Source organism: Microbacterium sp. A84 (genome assembly GCF_051842815.1).
Classification (GTDB): Bacteria; Actinomycetota; Actinomycetes; order Actinomycetales; family Microbacteriaceae; genus Microbacterium.
Genome location: NZ_JBPXMS010000005.1, coordinates 91350 through 114677 on the forward strand (window position 1 = coordinate 91350; position 23328 = coordinate 114677).

The 23328-nt window shown below is 64.2% G+C and carries 21 protein-coding genes; 6 read left to right on the forward strand and 15 right to left on the reverse strand.

Annotation, left to right across the window (positions count from 1 at the left end; genetic code table 11):
• Positions 1-9 precede the first annotated feature (9 nt).
• Both ACSU04_RS17280 and ACSU04_RS17285 read left to right on the forward strand, forming a co-directional pair.
• Positions 10-813 carry a DUF2510 domain-containing protein gene (locus tag ACSU04_RS17280; RefSeq protein ID WP_439290427.1) on the forward strand — a complete coding sequence of 268 codons (804 nt, stop codon included), beginning with the start codon at positions 10-12 and terminating at the stop codon, positions 811-813.
• 239 nt (positions 814-1052) lie between these two features.
• A complete protein-coding gene (locus ACSU04_RS17285) occupies positions 1053-1925 on the forward strand; it encodes an endonuclease domain-containing protein (protein ID WP_439290428.1) in 873 nt (290 codons plus the stop codon).
• Between the two features lie 114 nt (positions 1926-2039).
• Here the strand turns inward: ACSU04_RS17285 and ACSU04_RS17290 are convergent, their stop codons facing one another.
• The 5 genes from ACSU04_RS17290 to ACSU04_RS17310 are packed head-to-tail and all read right to left on the reverse strand — an operon-like array spanning position 2040 to position 5981.
• Positions 2040-2801 (reverse strand): alpha/beta fold hydrolase, encoded by a 762-nt coding sequence (locus ACSU04_RS17290; RefSeq protein WP_439283481.1) that lies wholly within the window; start codon positions 2799-2801, stop codon positions 2040-2042.
• Between the two features lie 56 nt (positions 2802-2857).
• Positions 2858-3640, reverse strand: coding sequence for an ectoine/hydroxyectoine ABC transporter ATP-binding protein EhuA (gene ehuA, locus ACSU04_RS17295; protein ID WP_439283647.1), 783 nt, complete (start codon positions 3638-3640; stop codon positions 2858-2860).
• A 16-nt stretch (positions 3641-3656) separates the two neighbouring features.
• A complete protein-coding gene (gene ehuD, locus ACSU04_RS17300; RefSeq protein WP_439283483.1) occupies positions 3657-4322 on the reverse strand; it encodes an ectoine/hydroxyectoine ABC transporter permease subunit EhuD in 666 nt (221 codons plus the stop codon).
• On the reverse strand, positions 4319-5053 hold the full coding sequence (locus ACSU04_RS17305) for an amino acid ABC transporter permease (protein ID WP_439283485.1): 735 nt from the start codon (positions 5051-5053) through the stop codon (positions 4319-4321). The genes ehuD and ACSU04_RS17305 overlap by 4 nt, the downstream gene beginning before the upstream one ends.
• Positions 5054-5063: 10 nt before the next feature.
• Complete coding sequence (locus ACSU04_RS17310; protein WP_439290429.1) at positions 5064-5981, reverse strand: transporter substrate-binding domain-containing protein; 918 nt, start codon at positions 5979-5981, stop codon at positions 5064-5066.
• A 237-nt stretch (positions 5982-6218) separates the two neighbouring features.
• Between ACSU04_RS17310 and ACSU04_RS17315 the strand changes: the two genes are divergently transcribed.
• Entirely contained in the window at positions 6219-6980 is a 762-nt protein-coding gene (locus tag ACSU04_RS17315; protein WP_439290430.1) for a GntR family transcriptional regulator, read from the forward strand.
• Between the two features lie 17 nt (positions 6981-6997).
• Here ACSU04_RS17315 and ACSU04_RS17320 read toward each other — a convergent pair whose 3' ends face one another.
• The 10 genes from ACSU04_RS17320 to ACSU04_RS17365 all read right to left on the reverse strand — a co-directional run bounded on the left by ACSU04_RS17320 (position 6998) and on the right by ACSU04_RS17365 (position 18777).
• On the reverse strand, positions 6998-9646 hold the full coding sequence (locus tag ACSU04_RS17320; RefSeq protein WP_439290431.1) for a penicillin acylase family protein: 2649 nt from the start codon (positions 9644-9646) through the stop codon (positions 6998-7000).
• Between the two features lie 319 nt (positions 9647-9965).
• Positions 9966-11402 (reverse strand): argininosuccinate synthase, encoded by a 1437-nt coding sequence (gene argG, locus ACSU04_RS17325; RefSeq protein ID WP_439290432.1) that lies wholly within the window; start codon positions 11400-11402, stop codon positions 9966-9968.
• Between the two features lie 168 nt (positions 11403-11570).
• Positions 11571-12704, reverse strand: a complete 1134-nt coding sequence (locus ACSU04_RS17330; protein WP_439290433.1) for a hypothetical protein — start codon at positions 12702-12704, stop codon at positions 11571-11573.
• The gene (locus ACSU04_RS17335) at positions 12698-13471 is read right to left on the reverse strand and encodes a hypothetical protein (RefSeq protein WP_439290434.1); all 774 of its coding nucleotides are present in this window, start codon (positions 13469-13471) and stop codon (positions 12698-12700) included. Before ACSU04_RS17335 ends, ACSU04_RS17330 begins: the two co-directional genes overlap by 7 nt.
• Positions 13468-14514 carry a vWA domain-containing protein gene (locus ACSU04_RS17340; RefSeq protein ID WP_439290435.1) on the reverse strand — a complete coding sequence of 349 codons (1047 nt, stop codon included), beginning with the start codon at positions 14512-14514 and terminating at the stop codon, positions 13468-13470. Before ACSU04_RS17340 ends, ACSU04_RS17335 begins: the two co-directional genes overlap by 4 nt.
• Positions 14511-15497, reverse strand: a complete 987-nt coding sequence (locus ACSU04_RS17345; protein ID WP_439283500.1) for a VWA domain-containing protein — start codon at positions 15495-15497, stop codon at positions 14511-14513. The genes ACSU04_RS17340 and ACSU04_RS17345 overlap by 4 nt, the downstream gene beginning before the upstream one ends.
• Entirely contained in the window at positions 15488-15979 is a 492-nt protein-coding gene (locus tag ACSU04_RS17350) for a hypothetical protein (RefSeq protein ID WP_439290436.1), read from the reverse strand. The genes ACSU04_RS17345 and ACSU04_RS17350 overlap by 10 nt, the downstream gene beginning before the upstream one ends.
• The gene (locus ACSU04_RS17355; protein ID WP_439290437.1) at positions 15966-16832 is read right to left on the reverse strand and encodes a DUF58 domain-containing protein; all 867 of its coding nucleotides are present in this window, start codon (positions 16830-16832) and stop codon (positions 15966-15968) included. The genes ACSU04_RS17350 and ACSU04_RS17355 overlap by 14 nt, the downstream gene beginning before the upstream one ends.
• A gap of 35 nt (positions 16833-16867) precedes the next feature.
• A complete protein-coding gene (locus ACSU04_RS17360; RefSeq protein WP_439290490.1) occupies positions 16868-17896 on the reverse strand; it encodes an AAA family ATPase in 1029 nt (342 codons plus the stop codon).
• 191 nt (positions 17897-18087) lie between these two features.
• Positions 18088-18777 carry a Pr6Pr family membrane protein gene (locus ACSU04_RS17365; protein ID WP_439290438.1) on the reverse strand — a complete coding sequence of 230 codons (690 nt, stop codon included), beginning with the start codon at positions 18775-18777 and terminating at the stop codon, positions 18088-18090.
• Between the two features lie 87 nt (positions 18778-18864).
• Here ACSU04_RS17365 and ACSU04_RS17370 point away from each other — a divergent pair, with 87 nt between their 5' ends.
• The 3 genes from ACSU04_RS17370 (at position 18865) to ACSU04_RS17380 (ending at position 23243) form a co-directional block, all read left to right on the forward strand.
• Positions 18865-19548, forward strand: coding sequence for a GntR family transcriptional regulator (locus tag ACSU04_RS17370; RefSeq protein WP_439290439.1), 684 nt, complete (start codon positions 18865-18867; stop codon positions 19546-19548).
• Positions 19549-19669: 121 nt separating this feature from the next.
• On the forward strand, positions 19670-21817 hold the full coding sequence (locus ACSU04_RS17375; RefSeq protein WP_439290440.1) for an adenylate/guanylate cyclase domain-containing protein: 2148 nt from the start codon (positions 19670-19672) through the stop codon (positions 21815-21817).
• Between the two features lies 1 nt (position 21818).
• Entirely contained in the window at positions 21819-23243 is a 1425-nt protein-coding gene (locus ACSU04_RS17380) for a mechanosensitive ion channel domain-containing protein (RefSeq protein WP_439290441.1), read from the forward strand.
• Positions 23244-23328: the final 85 nt, after the last annotated feature.

The following is a 23328-nucleotide window of genomic DNA, read 5'->3' on the forward strand; positions in this document are numbered from 1 at the left end:
GGGGGACAGATGGGCGCACAGCCTGGTTGGTATGACGCGGGCATTCCGGGGCGAGAGCGCTGGTGGGACGGCCTTCAGTGGACGGCACATGAGCGTGAGGTGGCAGCACGGCTCCCGCCCACAGGATGGTACTCGGTCGGCGACACTTCGGATGTGCGCTGGTGGGATGGCGCCGGATGGACCCCGTATCGCATCCGCGCGGGTAGGCCCCGACCCGATGCCCTCGCCATCGAGCCTTCGAAGACCGGCATCATGCTCGGTGTTCTGTTCATCGCCCTCGGGCTGATGCAGTTCGGTCTGTATAGCGTGTCGAGCAGTTCGAACTCCGCATTCCTTCCGGTGCTGACCCTCGCGGCTGGCGCGATCTGGCTCATCGGCGGCGTCCACACCAGTCAGCTGCGCAAGCTGCCGGTCCCGCAGACCGCAGCCGTATTCGATCCGTCAGCCAGACCTTTGCCCGGCGAGGTCGAAGGCGTGGGCGCCGGTTGGTATCCGGTCGCTGGCCAGGTGACCCGGTGGTGGACCGGAACGCGGTGGAGCTGGTACATCGGGCAGAAGTTCGGGGTGCGTCCTGGGCATGCGGGCCCGCGTGGGTATCTCATCTCGGTGATCGCGGGAGGGGTCCTCGCTGGCTTCGGTGTGCTGGGCGTGCTCCTGGGCATCACGCTGATCGGCGCGCTGGGCGCCATCTGGGGCGTCGCCATCATCATCTTCGGGGTGTTCATGGTGCTGATGGGCGGCCTCATACTGCTGTTGACCCGGTTCCGCCGCTTCGCGATGATCCTGCCGCCCGGGCCGCCGCCGCTGCGGTGACGGGGTGTTGACCGGGTCGGGCGGGCCGGGCCGGGCCGGTGCGAGCCTGTCGCGGCGCACAACTCCGGAGAATCCGGTGCCGAGGCACGCTGGGCGCGGTTCAGACGGCTGAATCAGCCAAGATCTCCGGAGTTGTGCGGACCGCACTCCTTCTGCACAGCGGACCGATGGACGAGGTTACTCACTGTTCGTGGGTCTGCCGCTCATGTGCGACCTGCGAATCAGGCACGATTTCGTGGATGAAGCAGACGATATCCGAGCGCTTTGCGCAGACATATGCACCCACGGTGTTCTCGAGAGCTGAACTCCTCGTTGACGGCACGACGGGGGAAGACATCACTCGTGCGGTGAAACAGCGCAGTCTTCTGAGGTTGCGGCGAGATCATTACGCGGCCCCTGGCGTCGATGCTCAGGTGGCGGAGGCTGTCCGCATTGGTGGTCGTGTGGCGTGCCTGACGTTGTTGCAGATGATCGGCATATTCGTTCTGTCCTGCACGGGGCTGCATGTGCATCTTCCGCCGCATGCATCGCGAACCCGGCCTCGACGATCTGACAGCACCAGACTCCACTGGGGAGCGTGGTCGGGAGAGAAATCGTTGCGGCACGTCGTTCCGCTGCGAGATGCGCTGAGCCAGGCGATCAGGTGCCAGGAGCCTCGAGCGAGCATCGCGACGCTGGATAGCGTGCTCCACCATCGGTTGATGTCGTTCGGCGAACTTCGGGACGTATTTGCCGACCTTCCATTTCGGTTCCGTGCGCTTCTGGCGCTGGTCGATGGGATCGCGGAATCCGGACCAGAGACATACATGCGACTGATGCTGCGTGCTCTCGGAGTGCGTTTCGAAGCACAGGTGAAGATCCCAGGCGTCGGTCGAGTCGACTTTCTCGTCGATGGGTGGCTCATCATCGAGTGCGACAGCAAGGAGTACCACGAGGGGTGGGACAAGCAGATGGAGGATCGGTCGCGGGACATCGAGGCCGCCCGCCGCGGATATGTGACGATTCGACCCATTGCCGCCGATATCCTGGGCCGTGAGATCGCGGTGCGAGAGGCAATCGCCGAGATCATCGACACTCTTGGGCCTCGGTTCTCACGTGTCCGGTCGGCATAACTCCGGAATATCCACAGCAGAACGCCACGAAGAGGCATCCAACGGGTGCTATCCGGCGAGATCTCCGGAGTTATGCGGCGCGGGCGCGCCTCACAACCGTGAGACGGGCCCCGCTCACAACCGGTCCGCGAAGCCCGCAATCAGCGCTGCGGCGAGCCCGGCGTCGCTGATGAGCGTGCCATGGCCGTGGTCAGGGATGGTGCGCAGTTCGGCACCGGGGATCGCGTCGACGATCTCCTGGCACCAGCTTTCCGGTGCCAGCGGGTCACTCTCTCCGCGCAGCACGAGCGTGGGGCAGTGCACCTTCGCATAGGCCTTCTCCGGCTCATGCACGATCGTCGCGCGCATCTTGCGGATGAGATGCGGCCCACCGCGCAGATACTCACGCGCACCGCGCCAGAGTACGATCGGACGCTCGCCGATGAGATCGCGCAGCAGGTACGACGCCTGGGCGCGGATATTGCGCGAGGCGCTGTTCACGGTAGGGCCTGCGAGCACGAGACCCGCGACCAGATCCGGATGCCGCGCAGCGAGCTCCGCCCCGATCTGGCTGCCCATCGAGTGCCCGATGATCACGGCTTCGGTCACGCCGGCGCTGCGCAGATACGCGGCCACGAGATCGGCATGCCGCTGCATCGTAAGCGTGCGGGTCGGCTCAGGCGCTTCGCCGAAACCCGGCAGATCGAGGCCGATGATGCGGCCAGGCAGCTTCTCGATCAGGTCGAGGTAGACGCTGCGCCCCATGCCAATGCCGTGCAGCAGCACGAATGGCCGCCGGCCGACGCCGAAGGACTCGGCGACGAGGGTAGCCCCGCCATGGGTGAACTCGACGATGGATGCCGGCATGCCCTGAGGGGCGAGAAGACGAGATGGCACGGTTCGAGCCTATAGCGCCCCGCCGGCACGCACCCGACGGGCGCCCGCGGCACCCCTCAGAGCACCGCCGACAGGAAATCGCGCGTGCGCTGTTCCTGTGGATTACTGAAGATCTGCTCCGGCGAACCCTCTTCGACGATGCGTCCGCTGTCGAACATCAGCACGCGGTTCGAGACGTCCCTGGCGAACTGCATTTCGTGCGTGACGATCAGCATCGTCACGTCAGTGTCGCGGGCGACGTCGCGGAGGATGTTCAACACCTCGCCGACTACCTCGGGGTCCAGTGCGCTGGTGACCTCGTCGAGCAGCAGGATCTCCGGCTCCATTGCCAGTGCGCGAGCAATCGCGACACGTTGCTGCTGACCACCGGAGAGCTGAGTGGGATGAGCGTTCTCCTTGTCGGGCAAGCCGACCTTCTCCAGCAGGGCACGTGCCTTCGTCAGGGCTTCCTGCTTCGGCATCCCCAGCACGTGCACCGGCGCCTCGATGATGTTCTCGATGACTGTCATATTCGGGAACAGGTTGAACTGTTGGAACACCATTCCGATGCGTTTGCGCATCTCGTTCTTGTGCTTCTCTTTCAGCTCGACGCGCTTGCCATCACGGAGATAGTGCGTGAGGGGATTGCCGTCGATGAAGATATACCCGGCATTCGCCTCCTCAAGGGTCATCACCAGGCGCAGGATCGTCGTCTTGCCCGAGCCGCTGGGCCCGATCAGGGTGACGCGGTCACCCTTGCGCACCGTGAAGTCGAGATCGTGCAGCACGACGTGATCGCCGAAGCGTTTCTCGACCTTGTCGAGACGGATGGCGGGCACGTCGCCGTCGTCCAGCGTGATCGCGCCGGTGTGCGTATCAAGCGGTGGTGTATTCAAGACGTTTCTCCAATCGCCTGGTGAGCAGTGAACTCACGTAGCTCGCAACCAGGTAGATGAGGCCGGCGAGGATGATCGCCTCGACAAAGCGGAAGTTCTTTCCGCCATAGAGCTGTGCCTGGCGCACCAGTTCGACGACGGTGATGACCATGAGGAACGGGGTGTCCTTGAACATCGAGATGACGTAGTTGCCCAGCGCCGGCAGCGTCGAGCGCAGCGCCTGCGGGATGATCACCGCGGTCCAGGTGCGTCCGCGCGACATCGACAGCGCGGTCGACGCCTCCCACTGACCGGGCGGCACCGCGTCGATGCCCGCGCGGTAGACCTCGGCCATGTAGGTCGCGTAGTGGATGCCGATGATGACGGTGCCGAGCACGAGTGGCGGCACCGAGGTGAACACGTAGTAGGCGAACAGCAGCTGGACCACGAGCGGAGTCATGCGCACGAAGTTCATCAGCAGGGTGATGATCGCGCTCACCGGGCGCGGTGCGGTGCGGCGCCCGAGCGCGATGAGCAATCCGAGCACAGCGGCGATGATGCTGCCGATGATCGTCACCACGAGGGTGACGGTGAAGAATTTGAGCAGTAGCTCGGGAAGCACGGCGAATGCGTGGTCCCAGCTCCAGAAACTATTGTCGTCGTTCATCCGGCGGTACCCGCCCCCTTCATATCCGGGATCGGGGTGGTGGTGGCGGTGTCGCGCCACCTTCCGCCGTACCCGAGGCGGTGCTTGGCGCGGGTCTCGAGCGCGTTCATGCCGAGGGTGAGCGCGTATGCGATCGCGAAATAGATGAGCAGACCCAGCGAGTAAGCGAAGAACACATCGGTCTGGATGCGAAGTTTGTTCAGCTCCGCGGTGAGATCGACGATCGTGATCAAGTAGACGGCTGCGGTGCCCTTCAGTAACTGGATCAACAGATTGTTCAGCGAAGGCACCATCAGCACCCAGGCCTGCGGGAAGATCACGCGCCACATACGCTGGGTGCGCGACAGGCTGAGCGCGGTCGTCGCCTCCCACTGGCCGATCGATACCGCATTGATCGATCCGCGCACGACCTCGGCGCCGTAGGCGCCATAGTTCATGCCCAGGGCGATGATGCCGGCGAGCACGGCGGGAATCTCGATGTTGAACGGCGGCAGTGGCAGCACGAAGAAGATGAAGAAGAGCTGCACCAGCAGCGAGGTGCCGCGGAACAGCTCGATGATGACGCGTGCGGTGCCGCGCAGCAGGATGTTGTCGAATCGTGCCAGCAGGCCGAGGCCGATGGCGGCGACGAACGCCAGGAGGGCGCCGCCAGCAGTCAACTGCAGGGTCATCAGGACCCCGTCGATGATCTGCGGCAGCGCCCTCCAGAGCGCTTCGAAATTCTCAGTCACAGCAGTGTGATCAGCCCAGGTCGCCGGAGCAGAGCTGTTCGGTGGTCAGATCTGCCGGGGGCAGGTTCTCGGCGGTGAAGCCGAACGGCTCGACCAGGTCGAGGTAAGCCTTCTCATCGGCGGTGATCTTGGCGAGCTCAGCGTTGTATGCCTCGAGCAGGTCGGTGTCCGCCTGGCGGAACACGGTGGCGCCGGCGCCGATCTGCTCGACCCCGTCGATCTCCTGCACGAAGACCTCAGTCGTCTCGACGTCGTCCATGTCTTCCGTCATCCAGTTCAGCGAGACGGCGGTGAGGGCGAAGGCATCCGCCCGACCGGCCTGAACAACCTCGATGCCGGCCTGTGCGCTGTCGACCTGAACGAGGCCCGAGATGCCGAGGTCTGTGGCATAGCCCTCTTCGATCGCGCCCGACTGCACTGCGAGCGTGACGCCATCGGCGGCGGCGACCGAGTCGAGGTCGCTGAGGCCCTTGGGGTTGCCCGCAGCCACGACGAGCGTGGTCGTGTACATGATCTCCGGGTCACTGAACGCCGCCTCTTCACAGCGGTCAGGGAGAATCGACATGCCGGCGCTGACGGCATCCCATCGGCCGGCGTTCAGGCCGGGGATCAACGAGTTCCAGTCGACCTCTTCGATCTTGATGTCATCGATGCCGAGGTTCTGGAAGATCTGCTCATGCATCGCGATGGTGGCGCCGGTAGGCTCGCCGCCCTCGACCCACGAGTAAGGCTGCTCGGAAGCGATCGCAAGGGTGATCGTGCCGTCTTCCTGCGCCTTCTCGAGCGTGGTCATGTCGCCGGCGTCACCGGTGGACTCGCCGCCCGTGTCTCCAGCGTCGCCGCCCGATGCGCATCCGGCGAGAAGACCGAGGCTCAGGGCCCCGATGGCTACTGTGGCGATGCCGATTCGTGTCGTTCTCTTCGTCATGATGTCCTCGCGTTCCGTATGGGTTCCTTATTCGGGCGCTCCGCACGGGCGCCTTTGACCGTGCCCCAGACTAGGGAATCTGTCGAGCGATGTACAGTCAGACGCGCATATTGTCGACACGTATACAAAAACGTGATCATGCGGCAGACTGAGAAACCGGCGTCGACTTCGCTTCTCGGCGCGGAGGATCGACAATGAGATGTTCGCGGTTTCGCGCGACAGCTTGAAGGGATGCAAATGGCTTCACACACCCCTCGTGCGGTATCTCCGATCTCGATGGTGCGCGTCGCGCGACCGTCGACCGTAGACCTCATCACCGCCGAGTTGCGCAAGGCCATCTTCACCGGAGCGCTGCCGGTCGGCAGTCCGATCGGAGAGGTCGAGATGTCGTCCCAGCTCGGCGTCAGCCGCAGCCCGCTGCGGGAATCGACGCAGCGACTCGTGCAGGAAGGGCTGCTCACGGCATCCCCCGGCCGCGGCATGCGCGTGAGCGTCATCGGACCCGAGCATGTCGCCGATGTGTATGACGCGCGCCTCGCCATCGAAGGTCAGGCCGTCAGGCTTATCGTGAAGTCTGGCTCTGTATCGGCCATCCACAATCTTGAGCGCGCGTACGCCGAGCTCGTCGAAGCCAGTGCAGGCACGGATGCGCGCACCATCGGCGATGCGGATATCGAGTTTCATCGGCTGCTCGTCGATTCCGCAGGCAGCCGCCGGTTGTCTCACTACATGGCGACGCTCGCGATCGAGACACGCATCGCCAGTCTCAGCGATCCGAACGGGTACACCGTGCGTCGCTCAGTCTCCGAGACCTATCGCACGCTCCTCGACGCGCTCACCGCAGGTGACGTGTTGGCCGCGTTCGTCGCGCTGGAACGTCAGTTCGCCGAGGCCATCGCGCGGCTGACCGGCCGGGACGAGAACGTCGAGACAGTCGAGACACCTGCCGACGAGGAACCGCCCGCGATCGGTCCGATCGAGTTCGTCGAAGAGGTCTGAGTCACCCCTTCGGCGCATTACCCCTTCGGGGTCAGCACCAGGGTGTCGACGGTCGCATCGTCGACGGCATCCGTACTGAACGCCCATGGCGTCTGGATGCCCGCAGCCCAGTCTTCGGTCTGATCGACGTAGTTCGGGTGGAATGCATGACCAGATGCTCCGGTCAGGTTGTTCCACGTTGAGGTGTCGAAGTCTGCCAGATCGACCACCATGCGCATCGAGGGCACCGTCGTCGTCGCATAGGACTCGCCAAGCTCCCAACCCGTGGCGTTGACGACGGATGGGCCGCCACCAACCGGGTACGGTCCGCGGTTGAACAGTGCTTCGATCGGCGCAATGCCGGACGAGCCGAGAGTGTCGCTGGTCAGCGTGATCGCGTGCAGGCTGCCCCAGTTCCATCGAGCCGTGACGTTGCCCTGCAGCGAGACCAGTTCGTCGTACGCGTCCTCAGCGGAGAGCGCGAGCATCTCCTCCATGGTGCTGACACCGATGCTCTCGTTGATCCAGAGGGGATCGTCGGGATTGTCCAGCAGAGCGGAGACGACCGTGAAAAGGCGCGCCTGACCGCCGTGAGGCAGCGGCTCCTCGCGGTTCTGGAACACGTTCAGCACCAGGTTTGACCACAGCACGTTCGCATACGCGGCACCGGCCGAGTCGACATTGTTCTGGGCATCCCAGGTGCGTAGCAGCGCGACGGCTTCCTGCGGACCCTTACCCGACACCTCAACATCGCCCATCACGGTGGCCAGTTTCTTGCCGATCCACATCTCGTTGTCGTTCTGGATGTCGCGCATGTCCTTCGCAGTGAGCGGTGCGAGCGCGGCGCGACGCTCGATCATGTGCGCGATGCGTGCGGCGCGGTAGCCGTAGTCCCAGTCGCGGGACAGAAAGTACTCGTAGTCGTCAGTAACGATCGCGTTGTTCGCGGTGACGATGAATCCTGACGTCGGATTATACGAAACGGGGAGCTCTTCGAACTCGATGAATCCCGTCCAGTCATATGCACTGTCCCACCCCGGCTGTGGCATCCATCCGTCACCGGCGCCGCGGATCGGCAAACGGCCGGGTGCCTGATAGCCGATGTTGCCGTCGACATCCGCATAGATGAGGTTCTGCGCGGGGACATCGAACAGCGATGCTGCGCGCCGGAAATCCTCGAAGTTCTGGGCCGTGTCCAGGGCGAAGATCGCGCTGGCGGCGGTGCCGGCATCCAGCGCCGTCCAGCGCAGGCTTACGGCGTACTCGCCCGACATGGCTCCTGCGGCATCCGTCTCGCCGTGTGCCAGTGCGCCGCCGTCGGCCATGACCAGGTCATCGGCCATGGCAGTGAAGTCATCGGTGAGCCCGGAGATGATCGGACCATGCACGGTGGAGCGGATCGTGAGGTCGATGTCGTCTCCGCCAGCGACCTTGACGGTCTCCTCGCGCACGTCGAGAGGAACGAGGGCACCGTCGCGCCAGTATTGGTCGCCGTCGACCTTCTCGATGTAGAGGTCTGCAACATCGGTAGTGAGGTTCGTGAAGCCCCAGGCGACCTGGCTGTTGTGCCCGATGACGACGCCGGGAAGTCCCGAGAAGGAGAAGCCGCCCACGTCGAACGGGCACTCAGCGCTGACCGTGGAGCATTTCAGCTGCACCTGATACCAGACGGAGGGAAGCGCGGCGCCGAGGTGTGGATCGTTCGCGAGCAGCGGCATCCCGCTTTCGGTCAGCGAACCGGACACAACCCAGGAGTTCGAGCCGATGCCCTCGCCGACGTCGCCGAGCAGCAGGCTGGCAGCTTCGATGACGCTGCCCGCCTCTTCCCACTCGATCGTGGTCACTGCCGCCTGTGCCTCGTCTTCGCTGCTCAGGTTGAAGGATGCAGGTTCGGCGTCTGTCTCTGGTTCCAGCGCCGGAACGGTGGAGATCGTGGGGACGATGACCGGGTTTTTATCGAATGGATACGTGGGGTAGAGCTGCTCGAGCATCGACATGCTGTCGGCGGGGGCGGCATCATCGCCCACCTGCGCCACCAGGAGGGCGCGCTCGGTCTCATCCTCGATGTTTGTGCGCAGATCCCAGGCCATTGCCTTCAGCCAGGCGACTGAATCCGCGGGTTCCCATGGTTCTACTTCATAATCAGGATTCTGTATTCCGAGAACGGCATATTCCAATGAGAGCTCTGCGCCGTCGTTCGACGCGAGATACGCGTTCACTCCATCGGCGTATGCGTCGTAGTACGCGCGAGTGGTTTCATCCAGTGCCTCAACCTCTTGCTCTGCGACGTCCCGCCAGCCGAGAGTGCGCAGGAACATGTCGGTGCCGGCCTGTGATTCGCCAAACATCTCGGCGACTCGACCAGCGGTGACATGGCGGCGGAAGTCCATTTCGAAGAAGCGATCCTGCGCGTGCACGAAGCCCTGCGCATAGAACAGATCGTGCGTCGAGTCGGCGGTGATCGTCGGCACTCCGAGCTCATCGCGTTGCACTGTGGCCGGGGCTTCAAGACCGGAAAGTTCGAGTTCACCCGTGGTCTGCGGGAAAGAGCGTTGGATCGTCCAGACGACGAAGAACGCGACCGCAACAGCGATGACGAGCAGGCCGGCGATCACGCCGAACGCGATGCGGCCGATCTTCGGGCCGAGGCTCCGGCGCGAAACAGGTTCCGAGGATGCAGTCGTCATTGAGAGTTCTTTCGGGTCGTCGGTGGGACTCGGTTTCACCGACCCCGGTACGCGTTTCGGGCGCGCGTGTGAAAGCCTATCCGGGCGCGCGTTGCGTTGCGAACCTTCCCGTGTTCCAGATTGCGCAGGTTGTTGCACCTGACGGAGGAATCTGCGGGATTAGTCCGTCATTTGCAACAGCTTCCGTCATTTGCAACAGGGGCTGTCAGGCAACAGGGGCTGCCGGATGGAACGAGTGAGGGGCGAATGCCGCAGCATCCGCCCCTCAGAAATCCGCAGTGTCAGTAGAAAACCGCAGTGTCAGTAGAAAACCGCAGTGTCAGTCGGTGCCGGAGTCGAAGGCTGCGCCCTCGGATGCCGAGTCGACGGCGTCCGCGAGCTTCTCGTCTTCTGCCGAGAGCGTGCCCTCGGTAATTTCGGATGCTTCACCTGCGGTGACGCGTCCGACGAGGTCGCCGGTGGCGCCACCGACGAGGCCGAGGCTCGCGTACTGCTCCAAGCGTGCACGCGAGTCTGCGATGTCGAGGTTGCGCATGGTGAGCTGTCCGATGCGGTCGACGGGTCCGAAGGCGGCGTCACCCACGCGCTCCATCGAGAGTTTCTCCGGTCCGTAGGACAGGTTTGCGCTGGTGGTGTCGAGGATCGTCCAGTCGTCGCCGCGGCGCAGGCGAATGGTGACGGTGCCGGAGATCGTCAGACCGACCCAGCGCTGGATCGACTCGCGCAGCATGAGCGACTGCGGCTCGAGCCAGCGGCCTTCATACATCAGGCGGCCGAGGCGGCGACCCTGCTCGTGATAGGTCGCGAGGGTGTCTTCGTTCAGGATGCCGTTGACGAGGCGCTCGTAGGCGATGAAGAGCAGCGCCATGGCCGGAGCCTCGTAGATGCCGCGTGACTTCGCCTCGATGATGCGGTTCTCGATCTGGTCGCTCATGCCGAGGCCGTGGCGTCCACCGATCGTGTTCGCCTCGTTCACCAGGGCAACCGGGTCGGCGTACTCGACGCCGTTGAGAGCCACAGGGCGGCCACCCTCGAAAGTGACGGTGACATCTTCGGTCTCGATGGCAACCGAGGGGTCCCAGAACTTGACGCCCATGAGCGGGTCGACGGTCTCGAGCGAGACGTTCAGGTGCTCGAGGGTCTTCGCCTCGTGCGTGGCACCCCAGATGTTGGCGTCGGTCGAGTATGCCTTCTCCGCAGAATCGCGGTACGGGAAGCCGCGTTCGATGAGCCATTCGCTCATCTCCTGGCGACCGCCGAGCTCGGTGACGAAGTCAGCGTCGAGCCACGGCTTGTACACGCGCAGGCGAGGGTTGGCGAGCAGACCGTAACGGTAGAACCGCTCGATGTCGTTGCCCTTGTACGTGGATCCGTCGCCCCAGATGTCGACGCCGTCATCCTTCATGGCGCGCACGAGCATGGTGCCGGTGACGGCACGGCCCAACGGCGTCGTGTTGAAGTAGGTCTTGCCGCCGGAGCGGATGTGGAACGCGCCACACTGCAGCGCGATCAGGCCCTCTTCTACGAGCGCGGTCTTGCAGTCGACCAGGCGAGCGATCTCAGCGCCGTACTCCAGGGCGCGGCCGGGGATCGAGTCGATGTCGTCTTCGTCGGGCTGGCCGAGGTCGCCGGTATAGGTGCACGGCACTGCCCCCTTTTCGCGCATCCACGCGACGGCGACGGAGGTGTCAAGACCACCGGAGAAGGCGATGCCGACGCGCTCGCCGACGGGAAGAGACTGAAGGACCTTGGACATGGTTTCCATTCTACCGGCGCGCGGCGTGTCGCCATGCTCGCGGGTGGGTTGCGCACTGGGCGCGCCCGAGATCAGGACGATCGCCCTAGATCAGGAGGAATCTCGGGAAATGTCCTGATCTCGGGCTGAGTTCCTGATTTCGGGCGGCGATTCCGCGGATGCCCCCGCTCAGAGCCCCGGGTACTCCTCGAGTCGCGTCTGGAACTCTTCCTGATCGGCCTCGTTGAGCAGTTCGGGGGCCAGGAAGTAGATCTGCAGACCCTCCAGCGGCTCGCCGGTACGCGCGCTCTGTGCCTCGCGCTCGCCGAGGAACTCCCCAGTGCGGTCGTTCGAGAGGTCGTACATCACCGCGTAGAAACGCATCGGGTCGGGGTAGTTGTCGGTGTACCACTCCCATGTGTTCTGCGTACGAGGGTCCGTGCTGCCGTAGAACTTCTCTAGGATCGTGTCATCCAGGCCAGATGACGGATCGTTGAACGAGTACAGGCTGTACATGTCGTAGTCGTACAGCACCTCTTCGATGATGCCCATCACCTGACGTTTGCGGTTGTAATCCTGGATCGGCTCGTTCGTCATCCACGGCACCGATATGTACTGCACGAGCATCGACTCGCCACCGTAGCCGTTGCGCTCGGGGCGCAGATCTTCCTCCGCGACCTCGGTCCACGTGTACCCGAACTCATCGCTCAGCCGCGCACGGATCTCAGCCAGCGCCTCATCACTGAGCGCGCGGACCTGTTCCAGTGACATCTGGGACAGGATCGTGCTCGGCGGGACATCCTTGATGCCGGGGTATGCCTCTTCATGCTTCTGTTCGGCAGCCTTCTCGCCCTGATAGTTACCGGATGCCGACGTCTGCAGCGCACTCATCGCACCGACGGTCGCGACGTTCAGCAACAGCGTGATGACAAGAGCGGATGCGCCGAGCGCCCGTCCGCGCGGCGTGACGAGCGCCGCGATCACGACACCGATCACCACCAGCTGCAGTGTCAGCAGCGTGACGCCGTAGAGCGTGTCGGTGAAGCCGGCGAGCAGCGTGCCGAGCAGCGTCAGTGCGAACAGGATCGCGACCACGAGAGCGCTCCAGCCGATCGCGTTCGCCGGTTGCTTGTCTGCGGGGGCCGTGGCCGAGCCGATGATCGGTGCAGTCGGGGCGCCGTAGGGGCCGCCGTAGGAAGCACTGTCTGAAGTACTGGGCGCCTGCGCGCGGCGGGCGCCGTGATATCCGCCGGGCGGCGGCAGCGGGGGTGCACCCTCAGTGCCGGCCACATAACGTGCGCGCTGCTTCTCGGGCTCTACCATGGCTTATCCGTCCCGGAGCCTGGGCTATCTGGATCGTCCTGCTGGTTCTGCTCGCGTTCCTTGGCGCCCTGCTCGAGCTTCTCCTGGATCTCGTCGAGCTTGCCCTGATCGGGCTGCTGCGGCTGCTCTTCCTGACCGTCCTCGCCGTCAGAAGGCGGGGGCGGCTGCTGGTTCCGCTGCTTCTCCTGCAGGCGGTCCTCCAGCTCGTCGAGGGTCTCACTCATGCTGCGATCCGGATCCGGTGACTGCGAGTCGGCCTCTTCGCTGTTGCACTCCTCCGGCGTCTCAGCTGTGACGAGCAGAGCCTCGCCGTAGAGCGCGGCGCCGCCGACCCCATCGCCCTCATCGACCAAAGAATCACCCTGCCGCTCGATCACGATGGCGAGGTTCACGCGCACGGCGCAGACCTCGAGCCCGGTCGCCAACGGCAGCGCTTCCTCGAATTTCGTGCGTGCCCCGTCAAGCTCCTCGGCACCGGCCAACGCCGTGCCGACGTTGTAGGGGGCCTTGAACGGTTCGAACCAGTTCAGGAACTCCTGTCCCTCGGCGGCTGCGGTGGATCCCGAGTAGTCCGCGACGACATACGACGTGATCGCCTGGTGCGCGAACGCGTACATACTCAGCAGCTTGCCGACGAACAGCAGGGCTGCCAGCGTCAGGGGCAGAGTGCCGATGACGACGAGGCGGCGGATGCGCCGGCGGCGGCGATTCGCCTGGATCAGACCGGATGCGGCATCCGCCTGCGAGGGGGCAGTGAGATTCGTCACGCGCCACCTCCCCGAATCGCGAGTCCGCGCATCTGCGTGATGAGCATCGTGGCGCGTGCGAGCTCGACGCCGAGCAGTGCCACCATCACGAGCGCGAAGATCCAGTACAGCTCGATCACGTTGCCGACTGAGCCGGACTCGGTGTAGTTCTTCGTCGCGGTCGGTGCCTCCGGAAGCTCGATCGCGGTGTCGGCGGAGCGCAGCTGATAGCTCACGCCGAGGTCGCCGGCGATGGTCTGCAGGTTCGCGTCGTCGATCACCGACATGGCGGGCTGGCCCTCGTACTCGATGTATCCGTCAGCGCCGGCTGAACCGTCCGTCGAAGAGCCGAAGCCACCCGTCGTGATCTTCATCGGTCCGCCCGCGCTGGTGCCGTAGCCGAGCACGGAGCCGGCGTCGATGTACTGCGCGCTGCCTGCGAACGACTCCGGGTCGCGACTGTCCGTCTGCTCCCCGTCGCCGAGATAGAACACCATGCGTGAGCGATCGGATGCCGACTCAGCGGCCGAGGCCAGCGTCTCCTTCAGCATCCTGTTCGCGATGCCGATCGAGCTGCCGCGCGACTGCGAGGTGACCTCAGGATGCAGAATCTCCAATGACGAGATGAGTGCGGTGGTGTCGGTGGTCAATGGCAGACGCAACTCGGCCGATGCATCGAACGTGATCAGGGCAAAGCGTGCACCGGGGTATTCGTCGACGATTGACTGCACGTCTTGACGGACGCCGTCGAGTCGCTGCTGGCCGTCGCCCCAGTCCTCCGCGACGATGCTCGCCGTTGTGTCGACCACGATCACGATGTCGGTTTCTGTCGCGAGGGTCTGTGTCGCGCCTCCGGGGATGCCTGGGCGCAGCAGCATCATGAAGCAGGCGAGCAGCATCAGCAGTCGCAGCACCCACATGATCGGAGAGGCGCCGGTCGCGGGCCCCGCCGAGGCTCCAGCTACGGGGCGCAGGGACTTCACCAGCATCCACCCCGCGAGGAACACCACCGGCGCGAATAGCAACACGAGCAGGAAGACATTGAGGACGGGCTGAAAAATCACAGTCTCACCCTCCACAGCAGCACGATGAAGCCGAGGCTGGCGACGAGCAGCACGGCGATCCACAGGTTCGGGGTGTCGGTCCACACGACCTGTGCCTGGCCACGCAGCTCCGCGGCATCCTGCTCCTGCACGTCCGCGATGATGTCGGCGACGGTCGTCGTTTCGCGGAGGCCATAGGCCTCGCCGCCGGTGATCTGGGCCGCAGTGACGAGCTCGTCACTGATCTCAGTGTTGACGCCCTGCACCGGGTTCAGAGCGAAGACGCGCACTCCGACGGATGCCGCATAGTTCGCGGCTTCTTCCAGCGTGACGATGGATGCTCCGGCGAGCTCGTTGTCCGTGGCGAGGATGATCGAGCGGCTGCGTTCCTCATCGAGGTGGTCGAAGCGCATGGCGCACGATGCAAGCCCATCGCCGATCAGTGAGGCACCTGGACCATTCAGCGTGCCGACCCAGTGCTCGGGGATCTCTTCCATGAAATCGAAGCTTTCCCGAATGCTCTGCAGGTGGGTGCGGATGAAGTCATAGTCGTCGGTCAGCGGGAAGACCTGCACCGGCGAACTGTTGAAGATTGTCAGGCCGATGCGCTCGCCCTCGAAGCCATCGAGGAGCTCCTCGAAGACGGCGAGCACCTCGACATCCACGTCACTCATTGACCCGGAGACGTCGAGGCAGAGCATGATGTCGCGGCTCGAATTAATCGGCTGGATTGTTTCGGATGACATCGGGCGGGCGGCCACGACTCCGCCGATTGCGGTGGCAATTACGCCGAGCGCGACGACTCCGACGAGGGCCGCTGTGCGCCTGCGGACAGCGTGCTGGAACGACGGTAACGCGCGCAGCCGCTCGGCACGCGCGATCGGAGCGCTGGGCGTTTCGCGGTGTCGCGCGCCGCCACGAAGTCCGATGAGAAGACCGACAGTGATCGCGATGACGATGACGGCGACCGCGATGAGGATGAGCCACCAGTTCGCTAGTGCCATGACGCCACCACCGTGCGCGCGGCCTCGATGCCAGCGGTTGGGTCGTTCGCGGATTCCCTGCGGAAGATGCTCGGGTAGTAGTGCCTCTTCATCGCGTCGATCAGCGCGGGTTGCACGCCGAGTCGCTGCAGGTCATCGAGCGCGAGCACTGGCGCTTCCAGGCCGCTGTACTCGTTGACGAACAGGCGAACCATGCGACTGAGTTCGAGATTGGCGCCGCGCGCAGTGAGCGCGCCCGTACGGTAACCGGCCTCGATTTGGCTGATGCGGTCGTTATATTCCATTCTCAGCATGGACAGCACCTCGCCGGTGGGCGGAGTGATCTGTGGTGGCGGATCCTGCACAGACGTGGCGCGTCTGGGCCTGGTCAAGAAGATCAACAGCCATGCGGCGAGGATGAGCACGGCGATGATGCCGATCGCGAGCAGCATCCAGCCCCAGCCGTACTGGGCGGGAGGGTAGAGCTCGTCAGTTCCTGACATGCGCCCTCCGATTCAGCATGCGCAGCAGCCGAGGGACCGCGTCGTCCTGGGTGTCGAGGGTCGTGTGGCTGATCTCGAGCCGGTCGAGCAGGCGGGTGCGGTGCTCGGCATCCGCCTGCGATTGCGCGAGCAACTCGCCGAGAACTTCCGTGTCGCCGTGCACGAAGTCGGGAACAGCCCACCGGGTGTACACATCGGCGCGTGCCGCGTGGGACGTGTGATCGAGCACTGGGTCGGCATCGCGAAGGGTGATCCACAGCACGTCATGCTGCACGCGGAGTCGGCGCAGCATCCGTTCGCTCTCGTCGGTGACGGGAGCGTCATCCGTGATGATGACGACAATGCAACGTCGTGCGATCGTTCGCGCGACGAAGGAAAGGAGTGCATCGCGGTCGCTGGGTGCTGTGGCGGTGGAGATGGTCTGATCGATCGTGCGCAGGGCGTGTTCGAGTGCGCCCTCGCTGCGTCCAGGAGCGCGGCGACGGATGCGCTCGCTATCGCCGTGAACGACGCTGAAGTCGTCTCCGTGGCGGAGCGCCAGGATGCCGAGTACACCCGTAGCCAGCACGGCCAGATCCTTCTTGGGCTTCTCATCATGCGCGAGCGCGGTCATCGCGCGTCCGGTGTCGACGACGAACAGCACGGTATGCATACGGTTCGCGCGATGGCGTTTGACCAGTGGGGTGCCGAGCCGGGCAGTCGCCCGCCAGTCGATGTCGCGCACCTGATCGCCGTACTCGTAATTGCGCAGGTCTTCGAAGTCGAGGCTGCGCCCGTGCAAAAGCGACGCGTAGGCGCCATCGAGCGCATGCATCGACTTCTGCGAAGAGTGGATGAAGAGTTTGCTCTTCACCTGCGTGATCAGGCTTGCCATATACGCGGATGCCGTTACGGCGTCGGCACCGAGGTGAAGATCTGGTCGATGATCTCCTCGCTCCGGATGCCCTCAGCATCCGCTTCGAACGTCAGCAGCACGCGGTGGCGGAGGATGACGTGACGGAGCGTGCGGATGTCTTCGGGGATGACGTGCGTGCGGCCGTTGAGCATCGCCAGAGCGCGGGATGCCTGCAGGAAGGCGATGCTGGCACGGGGGCTGGCACCGTACTTGATGTAGCGGGCGCGATCCTCGCCGATGTACGGGCCCGGGTTACGCGTGACGTAGGCGAGCGAGACGATGTAGTTGCGAATCGCGTCGTCGACGTAGATGCGGCTGGCGATCTCCTGCAGCATCTTCACGTCTTCGAGGGAGACGGCGCTGGTGACGTGCCGGTCAGGATCGAGTATGCCGGAGTCGATGCGTCGGAGGATCTCAAACTCGTCTGCCGGGCTCGGATAGTCGACGATCTCCTTGAGGAGGAACCGGTCCATCTGTGCCTCGGGGAGCTCGTAGGTGCCCTCCTGCTCGATCGGGTTCTGTGTGGCGATCACGAGGAAGGGCTTCGGCAGGTGATGTACCTCGCCGCCGATCGTGGTCTGGTGCTCCTGCATCGCCTCGAGCATCGCCGACTGGGTCTTGGCGCTGGAGCGGTTGATCTCGTCGAGCAGCACGAAGTTCGCGTGCACCGGACCCAGGATGGTGCGGAACGAGCCCGTCGCGGCGTCGTAGATCTGGTTGCCGGTGATGTCGCTGGGAAGAAGATCAGGCGTGCACTGGATGCGCTTGAAGCTGGCCTTGATGGTGTCGGCCAGCGTGCTTGCGGCCGTGGTCTTCGCGAGCCCTGGCACGGACTCGAGCAGGATGTGCCCGCCGGCGATGAGGGAGACCAGAAGGCTGGTGCGCAGCCGCTCCTGGCCGACCATCTTCGCCGAGTACGCGTCGGAGATGACCTTGAGTACTTCGCCGGCACGCTGCATCTCCGCGGCACTGGGCCCGGCGTCTGAGCCTGGTGTGGGGCTTGCGGGTGCCGGTGTCGGCATCGGAGCCGGTGCTGGCGGGCTTGCGGGCGCTGCCGGGCTTGCGGGTGCTGGCGGAGCCGGAGGCGCGGGAGGAGGAGGAACCGCCGAGCTGCCGTTCGACGCGGGATAGGGCTGGTTCATCTGTGTCTCCTCGATTGCACCAGGGAGACACACCACTGCATTCCCCCGCAGAACAGGCTAACCCCAGCGTCCTATGAGCGCGCGCGGCGCCGGCCGATCCACACGACCAGTGCGGCCACGCCGACGATCGCGGCAGCGATTCCGACGATGTAGCCGGCGACCCCCAGGTACCCGCCAGGCACGAGGTGCGGATCGAGGAACGGGTACGGGTACCACCAGGCGTCACCTGTGGCGGGGGCGATGATGACATTCGCGCGCAGCAGGGTGTAACCGGCCCAGACGACGGGGAAGATCGCCGTAATCGCCACGGCGCTCCACGGGAGCGCGCGCCGCTTCGGCGCGAAAAGCACATCAGCCAGCAAAAAAAGCGGAATGACGACGTGGAGCACTTCGTTCGACCATGGCACCGTGACGCCCTGTGGGAGCTCGACATTTCGCAGCAGCAGGTTGTAGACGATGCCAGTCACGATCATGTACGTGCTCACGCAGGTGAGCAGCACCGCGAACCAGCCCGGTTCGCGCTCTTCCTTTCGACCGCTGGTCCACGCCCAGATCGCGCCGATCGAGAGGACGATCACGGCGAGAAGATTCGATTCGATCGTGAAGAAACTGAGGAAGTTCGCCGCGAGCGTCGGAACATGCGCGCCCCACTCGGTCGGCGAGATGGCACCGTTCTGCAGGGTTCTCATCAGCTGAGTGATGATCGCGGCTGCGCCGAGTACTGCTGCGGCAAGTCGTGCGTATGGCCACCAAGTCGTCATGGTTCCCCACTGTATTGGGTACGATCACGACCTACGATATATCGGTGGCTCATTGGGGTGAGTTTGCGATGGAAGGCTGGGGAAAACATGGAGCAGGACACGCGGTTGCCGTTGAGCGATCGAATCGGCGCACTGGAGGCTCAAGGCCATGCGCTGGGCGACCGGGTCTACGAGAGCATCAGCGGCGCGATCGTCGAGGGGCGGCTGGCCCCCGGTGAGCGGGTGAGCGACAAAGAGCTTGCTGAGGCGCTCGGTGTCTCGCGGACGCCGGTTCGTGAGGCGCTGCAGCGACTGAGCTGGGCAGGGCTGATCGAGATGTCGCCGAGCCGGTACACGCGCGTGACCGAGGTCACCGAGGAGATGATCGCCAGCACCCTCGAGTACACCGGCCTCCAAGCAGGCATCGCCCTCCAGCTCGCGGTGCGGCGGATGGATGATGCAGAACTGGCGGAGGCGATCGCTCAGCTCGACCGCATGATCGAGGCGTCCGACGCCGAGGATGCCGCGGACCTCATGTTCGCGTCTCGGATCTTCGTCGGGTACCTCACCCGGCTATCGGGCAATCCAGTCCTCGGCAAGGTCATGCATGAGGCCAGTCTGCTGGCCGAACGCAACCTCCGCCAAGCGCGACCAGTGCTGGGCACCCGTGAATTCCGGGGGGATTGCTATCGAAAGATGCGTCTGTCGATGCTGGCCAGAGACGCGGATGCCGCGGAGCGCTGGTTCCGCGCGCAGCACGGTATCGCCGCCACGGGTTTGATGTCCTCCTGACCGACGTCCCGCTGTCGCGCCGCGATGCGCCGCACGGAATAATTTCTCTCGCCGATGTACCGGTATATCGCTAGGGTCGTGACTGAGTTGCGTTTCCGATGCGCAGAACGGCGGAGAGCATATGAGTGGCAGCGGTATTGACGCGGTGGCGACGAATGCACGGTCCAGTCGGTGGCGAGGTGGACTGAGCATCCAATCGAAGCTCCTCATCATGCTGCTGGGGGTGAGCTTGGTCTCCTCGGTCGTCGTGGGAGCGATCGGGTTCATTAACGGTCGGCAATCGCTGCAGGCCGCGGCAATCGATCAGCTCACGACCATTCGAGAGTTGCGAGCGGATGCGATCGAACGGGAGTTCCAGAGTCTGCAGACCGGAGTGGAACTGGATTCGCGCAATGCCAGTGCCGTCGAGGGGACGAAGGCGTTCGTCGACGGTTTTGCGGCGCTCAAGGATGTCGAAGTCACCGAGGAGCAGGCAGCGTCTGTTGCAGCGTTCTATGAGGATGAGTTCGTTCCCGCGCTGGAAGATCGCTCCCAACTGGAGTACGTCTCGTCAACATTTGTGCCAGCGACAGCGGCAGGAACCTATCTGCAGTCCTTCTATACGGCTGGCCGAGCATACGACGACTATGACGCCGGCCTGGCGCTGAGCGATGCCGGAGATGGCAGCGCATGGAGTGCCGCAAATGCAACCTTCGGCCCCTATTTTCAGAGCCTGGTCGAGACGCTGAACTACGAGGATGTGGTCCTGCTCGATCGCGATGGCAACGTCGTATACAGCGCCTATAAGAGTGTCGACCTTGGCGTTGACATCCATGAGGAACCGTATTCGGATTCCTCGCTTGCCGGCGCATTTGATGAGGTGATGCTGAGCGGATCTCTGAACAAGGTCGTCACCACCGATTTTGAGCGTTACCTGCCCTCTCTGGGCCTTCCCACCTCGTGGGTCGTGTCGCCTGTCGGCGAGGGCAGCGACATCATTGGCGCGATGGCAGTCCAGGTTCCGACGGATCAGATCAACGAGGTCATGACCGGCGACGGAAACTGGAGCGAGCAGGGTCTTGGTGAAACCGGCGAGGTGTATCTCGTCGGTCGTGACGATCTCATGCGCAGCAATTCGCGCCAGCTTTTGGAGGACCCAGACGAGTATGCGCAGCTCGCCATCGAGGGCGGCACTGCCCCGAGCATCGCGAAACGTGCTGCGCAGGTGAACGGAAACGTCCTTCTTCAGCCGGTCAACACCTTCGCGGTAGAGGAGGCGCAGACCGGGCGCAGTGGAATCACCACGGGAATCGGCTATCTCGGTTCGGACAGCGTCACCGCGTATGCGCCGCTGGAGATCGATGGCCTGGACTGGGTGATCATCGCGCGGATGGACTCCTCGGAGGCTTTTGCGCCCGTCACCGATTTCACCAGGAACGTCCTGCTGTCAATGCTGGGCATCCTGCTCGTCGTTTCGCTTCTCTCCCTGCTGCTCGCACAGGTGTTCACTCGTCCGGTCCATCGCCTCGTCGGGGCTGTCCGTCGGGTCGCCGAGGGCGATCTCGATGTGCAGGTGCCGCAAGGCTCTCGCGACGAGTTTGGGGACCTCGGCAGCGCCTTCAACGACATGGCCTCGAGCCTGCGCATCAAGCAGGAACTCATCGACGAGCAGAAGATCGAGAACGAGAAGCTGCTGCTCACACTCATGCCGGAAAGTGTCGCGGCCAAGTACAGGCAAGGCGACGAGGCGATCACCGAGGCCCATGAGAACGTCTCGGTCGTGTTCGCGGAGATGGTTGGTTTCGATGAACTCGCGAAAGGCCTCAGCGGTGAAGAGGAGATCGGGCTGCTCAATACGCTCATGCGTGGCTTCGACGAGGCTGCGGAGAAGTCGGGCGTCGAAAAGGTGCGCACGCTTCGCGGTGGATACCTCGCGTCGTCTGGGCTGGTTGTACCCCGTGTCGACAATGTTCGTCGCAGCGTCGAGTTCGCTCGAAGCCTTGTGGACGTGCTTGAGCGCTTCAATGCGCAGAACGGCACGCACATTTCGCTCCGCGCCGGAGTTGACACCGGCGCTGTGACGAGCGGTCTGGTCGCGCGGACCACACTCGCCTATGACCTGTGGGGCGACGCGGTGAGCCTCGCATACCGGGTGCGATCGGTGACCGGCGAGCCGGGAATCTACGTCAGCCAGGCGGTCCGCGACCGCACCCAGGAACTGGTGACCTACGTCGAGGCCGGCACAGTCGAAGCGCAGGGAAAGACCGAGACCGTGTGGAAGGTCGCCTGACATGGCCGATATCTTCAACGACGGCTGGGCATGGTGGGTGATCGCACTGGCGGTCGGCGTGCCCGTCGTGCTGGTCGTCCTCACCGAGCTCGTCGGCGCCTTCAGCCGCTGGGGCAATCCGATCGCCGGGCCACTCCGGCTGCTGCGCAATTGGGTGGTTCCTGCTGGCGCCGTGTTCGCGCTGCTGGGATTCGCGATCCAATCGCCCGCCGATCAAGTGTGGGTGCGAGTTGTGGCGACCGTCTTCGGCTTCCTCCTCATCCTGCTGGTGCTGTCGTCGTTCAACGTGGCACTGTTTGCGAATGCGTCCCCCGGATCCTGGCGCGAGCGGATCCCGACGATCTTCGTGGAGATCGCACGGCTTGCGCTGGTCGTCGTCGGGCTCGCACTGCTGTTCTCCTGGGTGTGGGAAGCCGACGTCGGCGGACTGCTCACGGCGCTGGGGGTGGGGTCGATCGTCATCGGACTCGCCCTGCAGAACGCCGTCGGCGGTGTCATCTCTGGGCTCCTGCTGCTCTTCGAGCAACCTTTCAAAATCGGTGACTGGCTCGATACCGGCGGCGTCAAGGGGCGTGTCGTCGAGGTGAACTGGCGGGCAGTGCACATCGAGACCGGGTCCGGCATCCAGATCGTGCCGAACTCCACGCTTTCCGGGGCATCCTTCACGAACCTGAGCGAACCGGCCGGTCCCCACTCCGCAACCACGTCGGTGAAGTTCTCCACCGACGATCCGCCGCACGAGGTGATGGCGCTGCTGCGGGAGATCGCCGATGCGCTGCCCATGCGAGTCCAAGGTGAGCGTGCATCGATCGACTACGCCGGTTCTGGTGCATACGGCGTCTCGATCCCGGTCACAGGTCCCGCGGACGCCGGCCGCGCGCTGTCGATGTACCTTTCCTGGCTCTGGTACGCGGCCCGTCGTCGCGGGTTCGCACTGGACGGAGACTCCACCGATCCACTCACCGAGCCCCAGCGTCTCGTCGAGGCCGTTGCGGCGATCGCACCCACTCTGCATCTGCGCGAGGAGGACACCGAGCAACTACTCTCCTCTGCACGTCTCGAGCGATACGGCGTCGGGGAGGTCGTACTGCCGGCCGGTGTCATTCCCGACGAGGTGAAGGTCGTGCTGTCTGGGCGGGCGACGCTCGCCCTTGAGATTGACGGCGCTCGGATCGAGTTCTCCTATGCAGAGCGAGGCGAGATCGTCGGGCAGACCGCCCTTACGCGCGAGCGCACGCAGTCGGTCACGGTGGCGGGAGACATCCTCACTCTTGTGGTCCTCCCGCTCGAGACGGTGGATGCCCTGATCCGCACCCGCCCGAGGCTGGCCATGGAGATCGGTGAGTCGCTCGAGTTGAAGCGAAAGCAGGCCGCGGATCGGCTCGCCGAGCTCGGTCTCGGGCGTGGCGTCATCTCGGATCGCTGAGTTCGACGGAGACGGCAGGGGGGCCTTCGGTAAGATGGACAAGCCCGACTAGGGCCAGCTCATCCGCCGGTGCAATCCCGGCGAA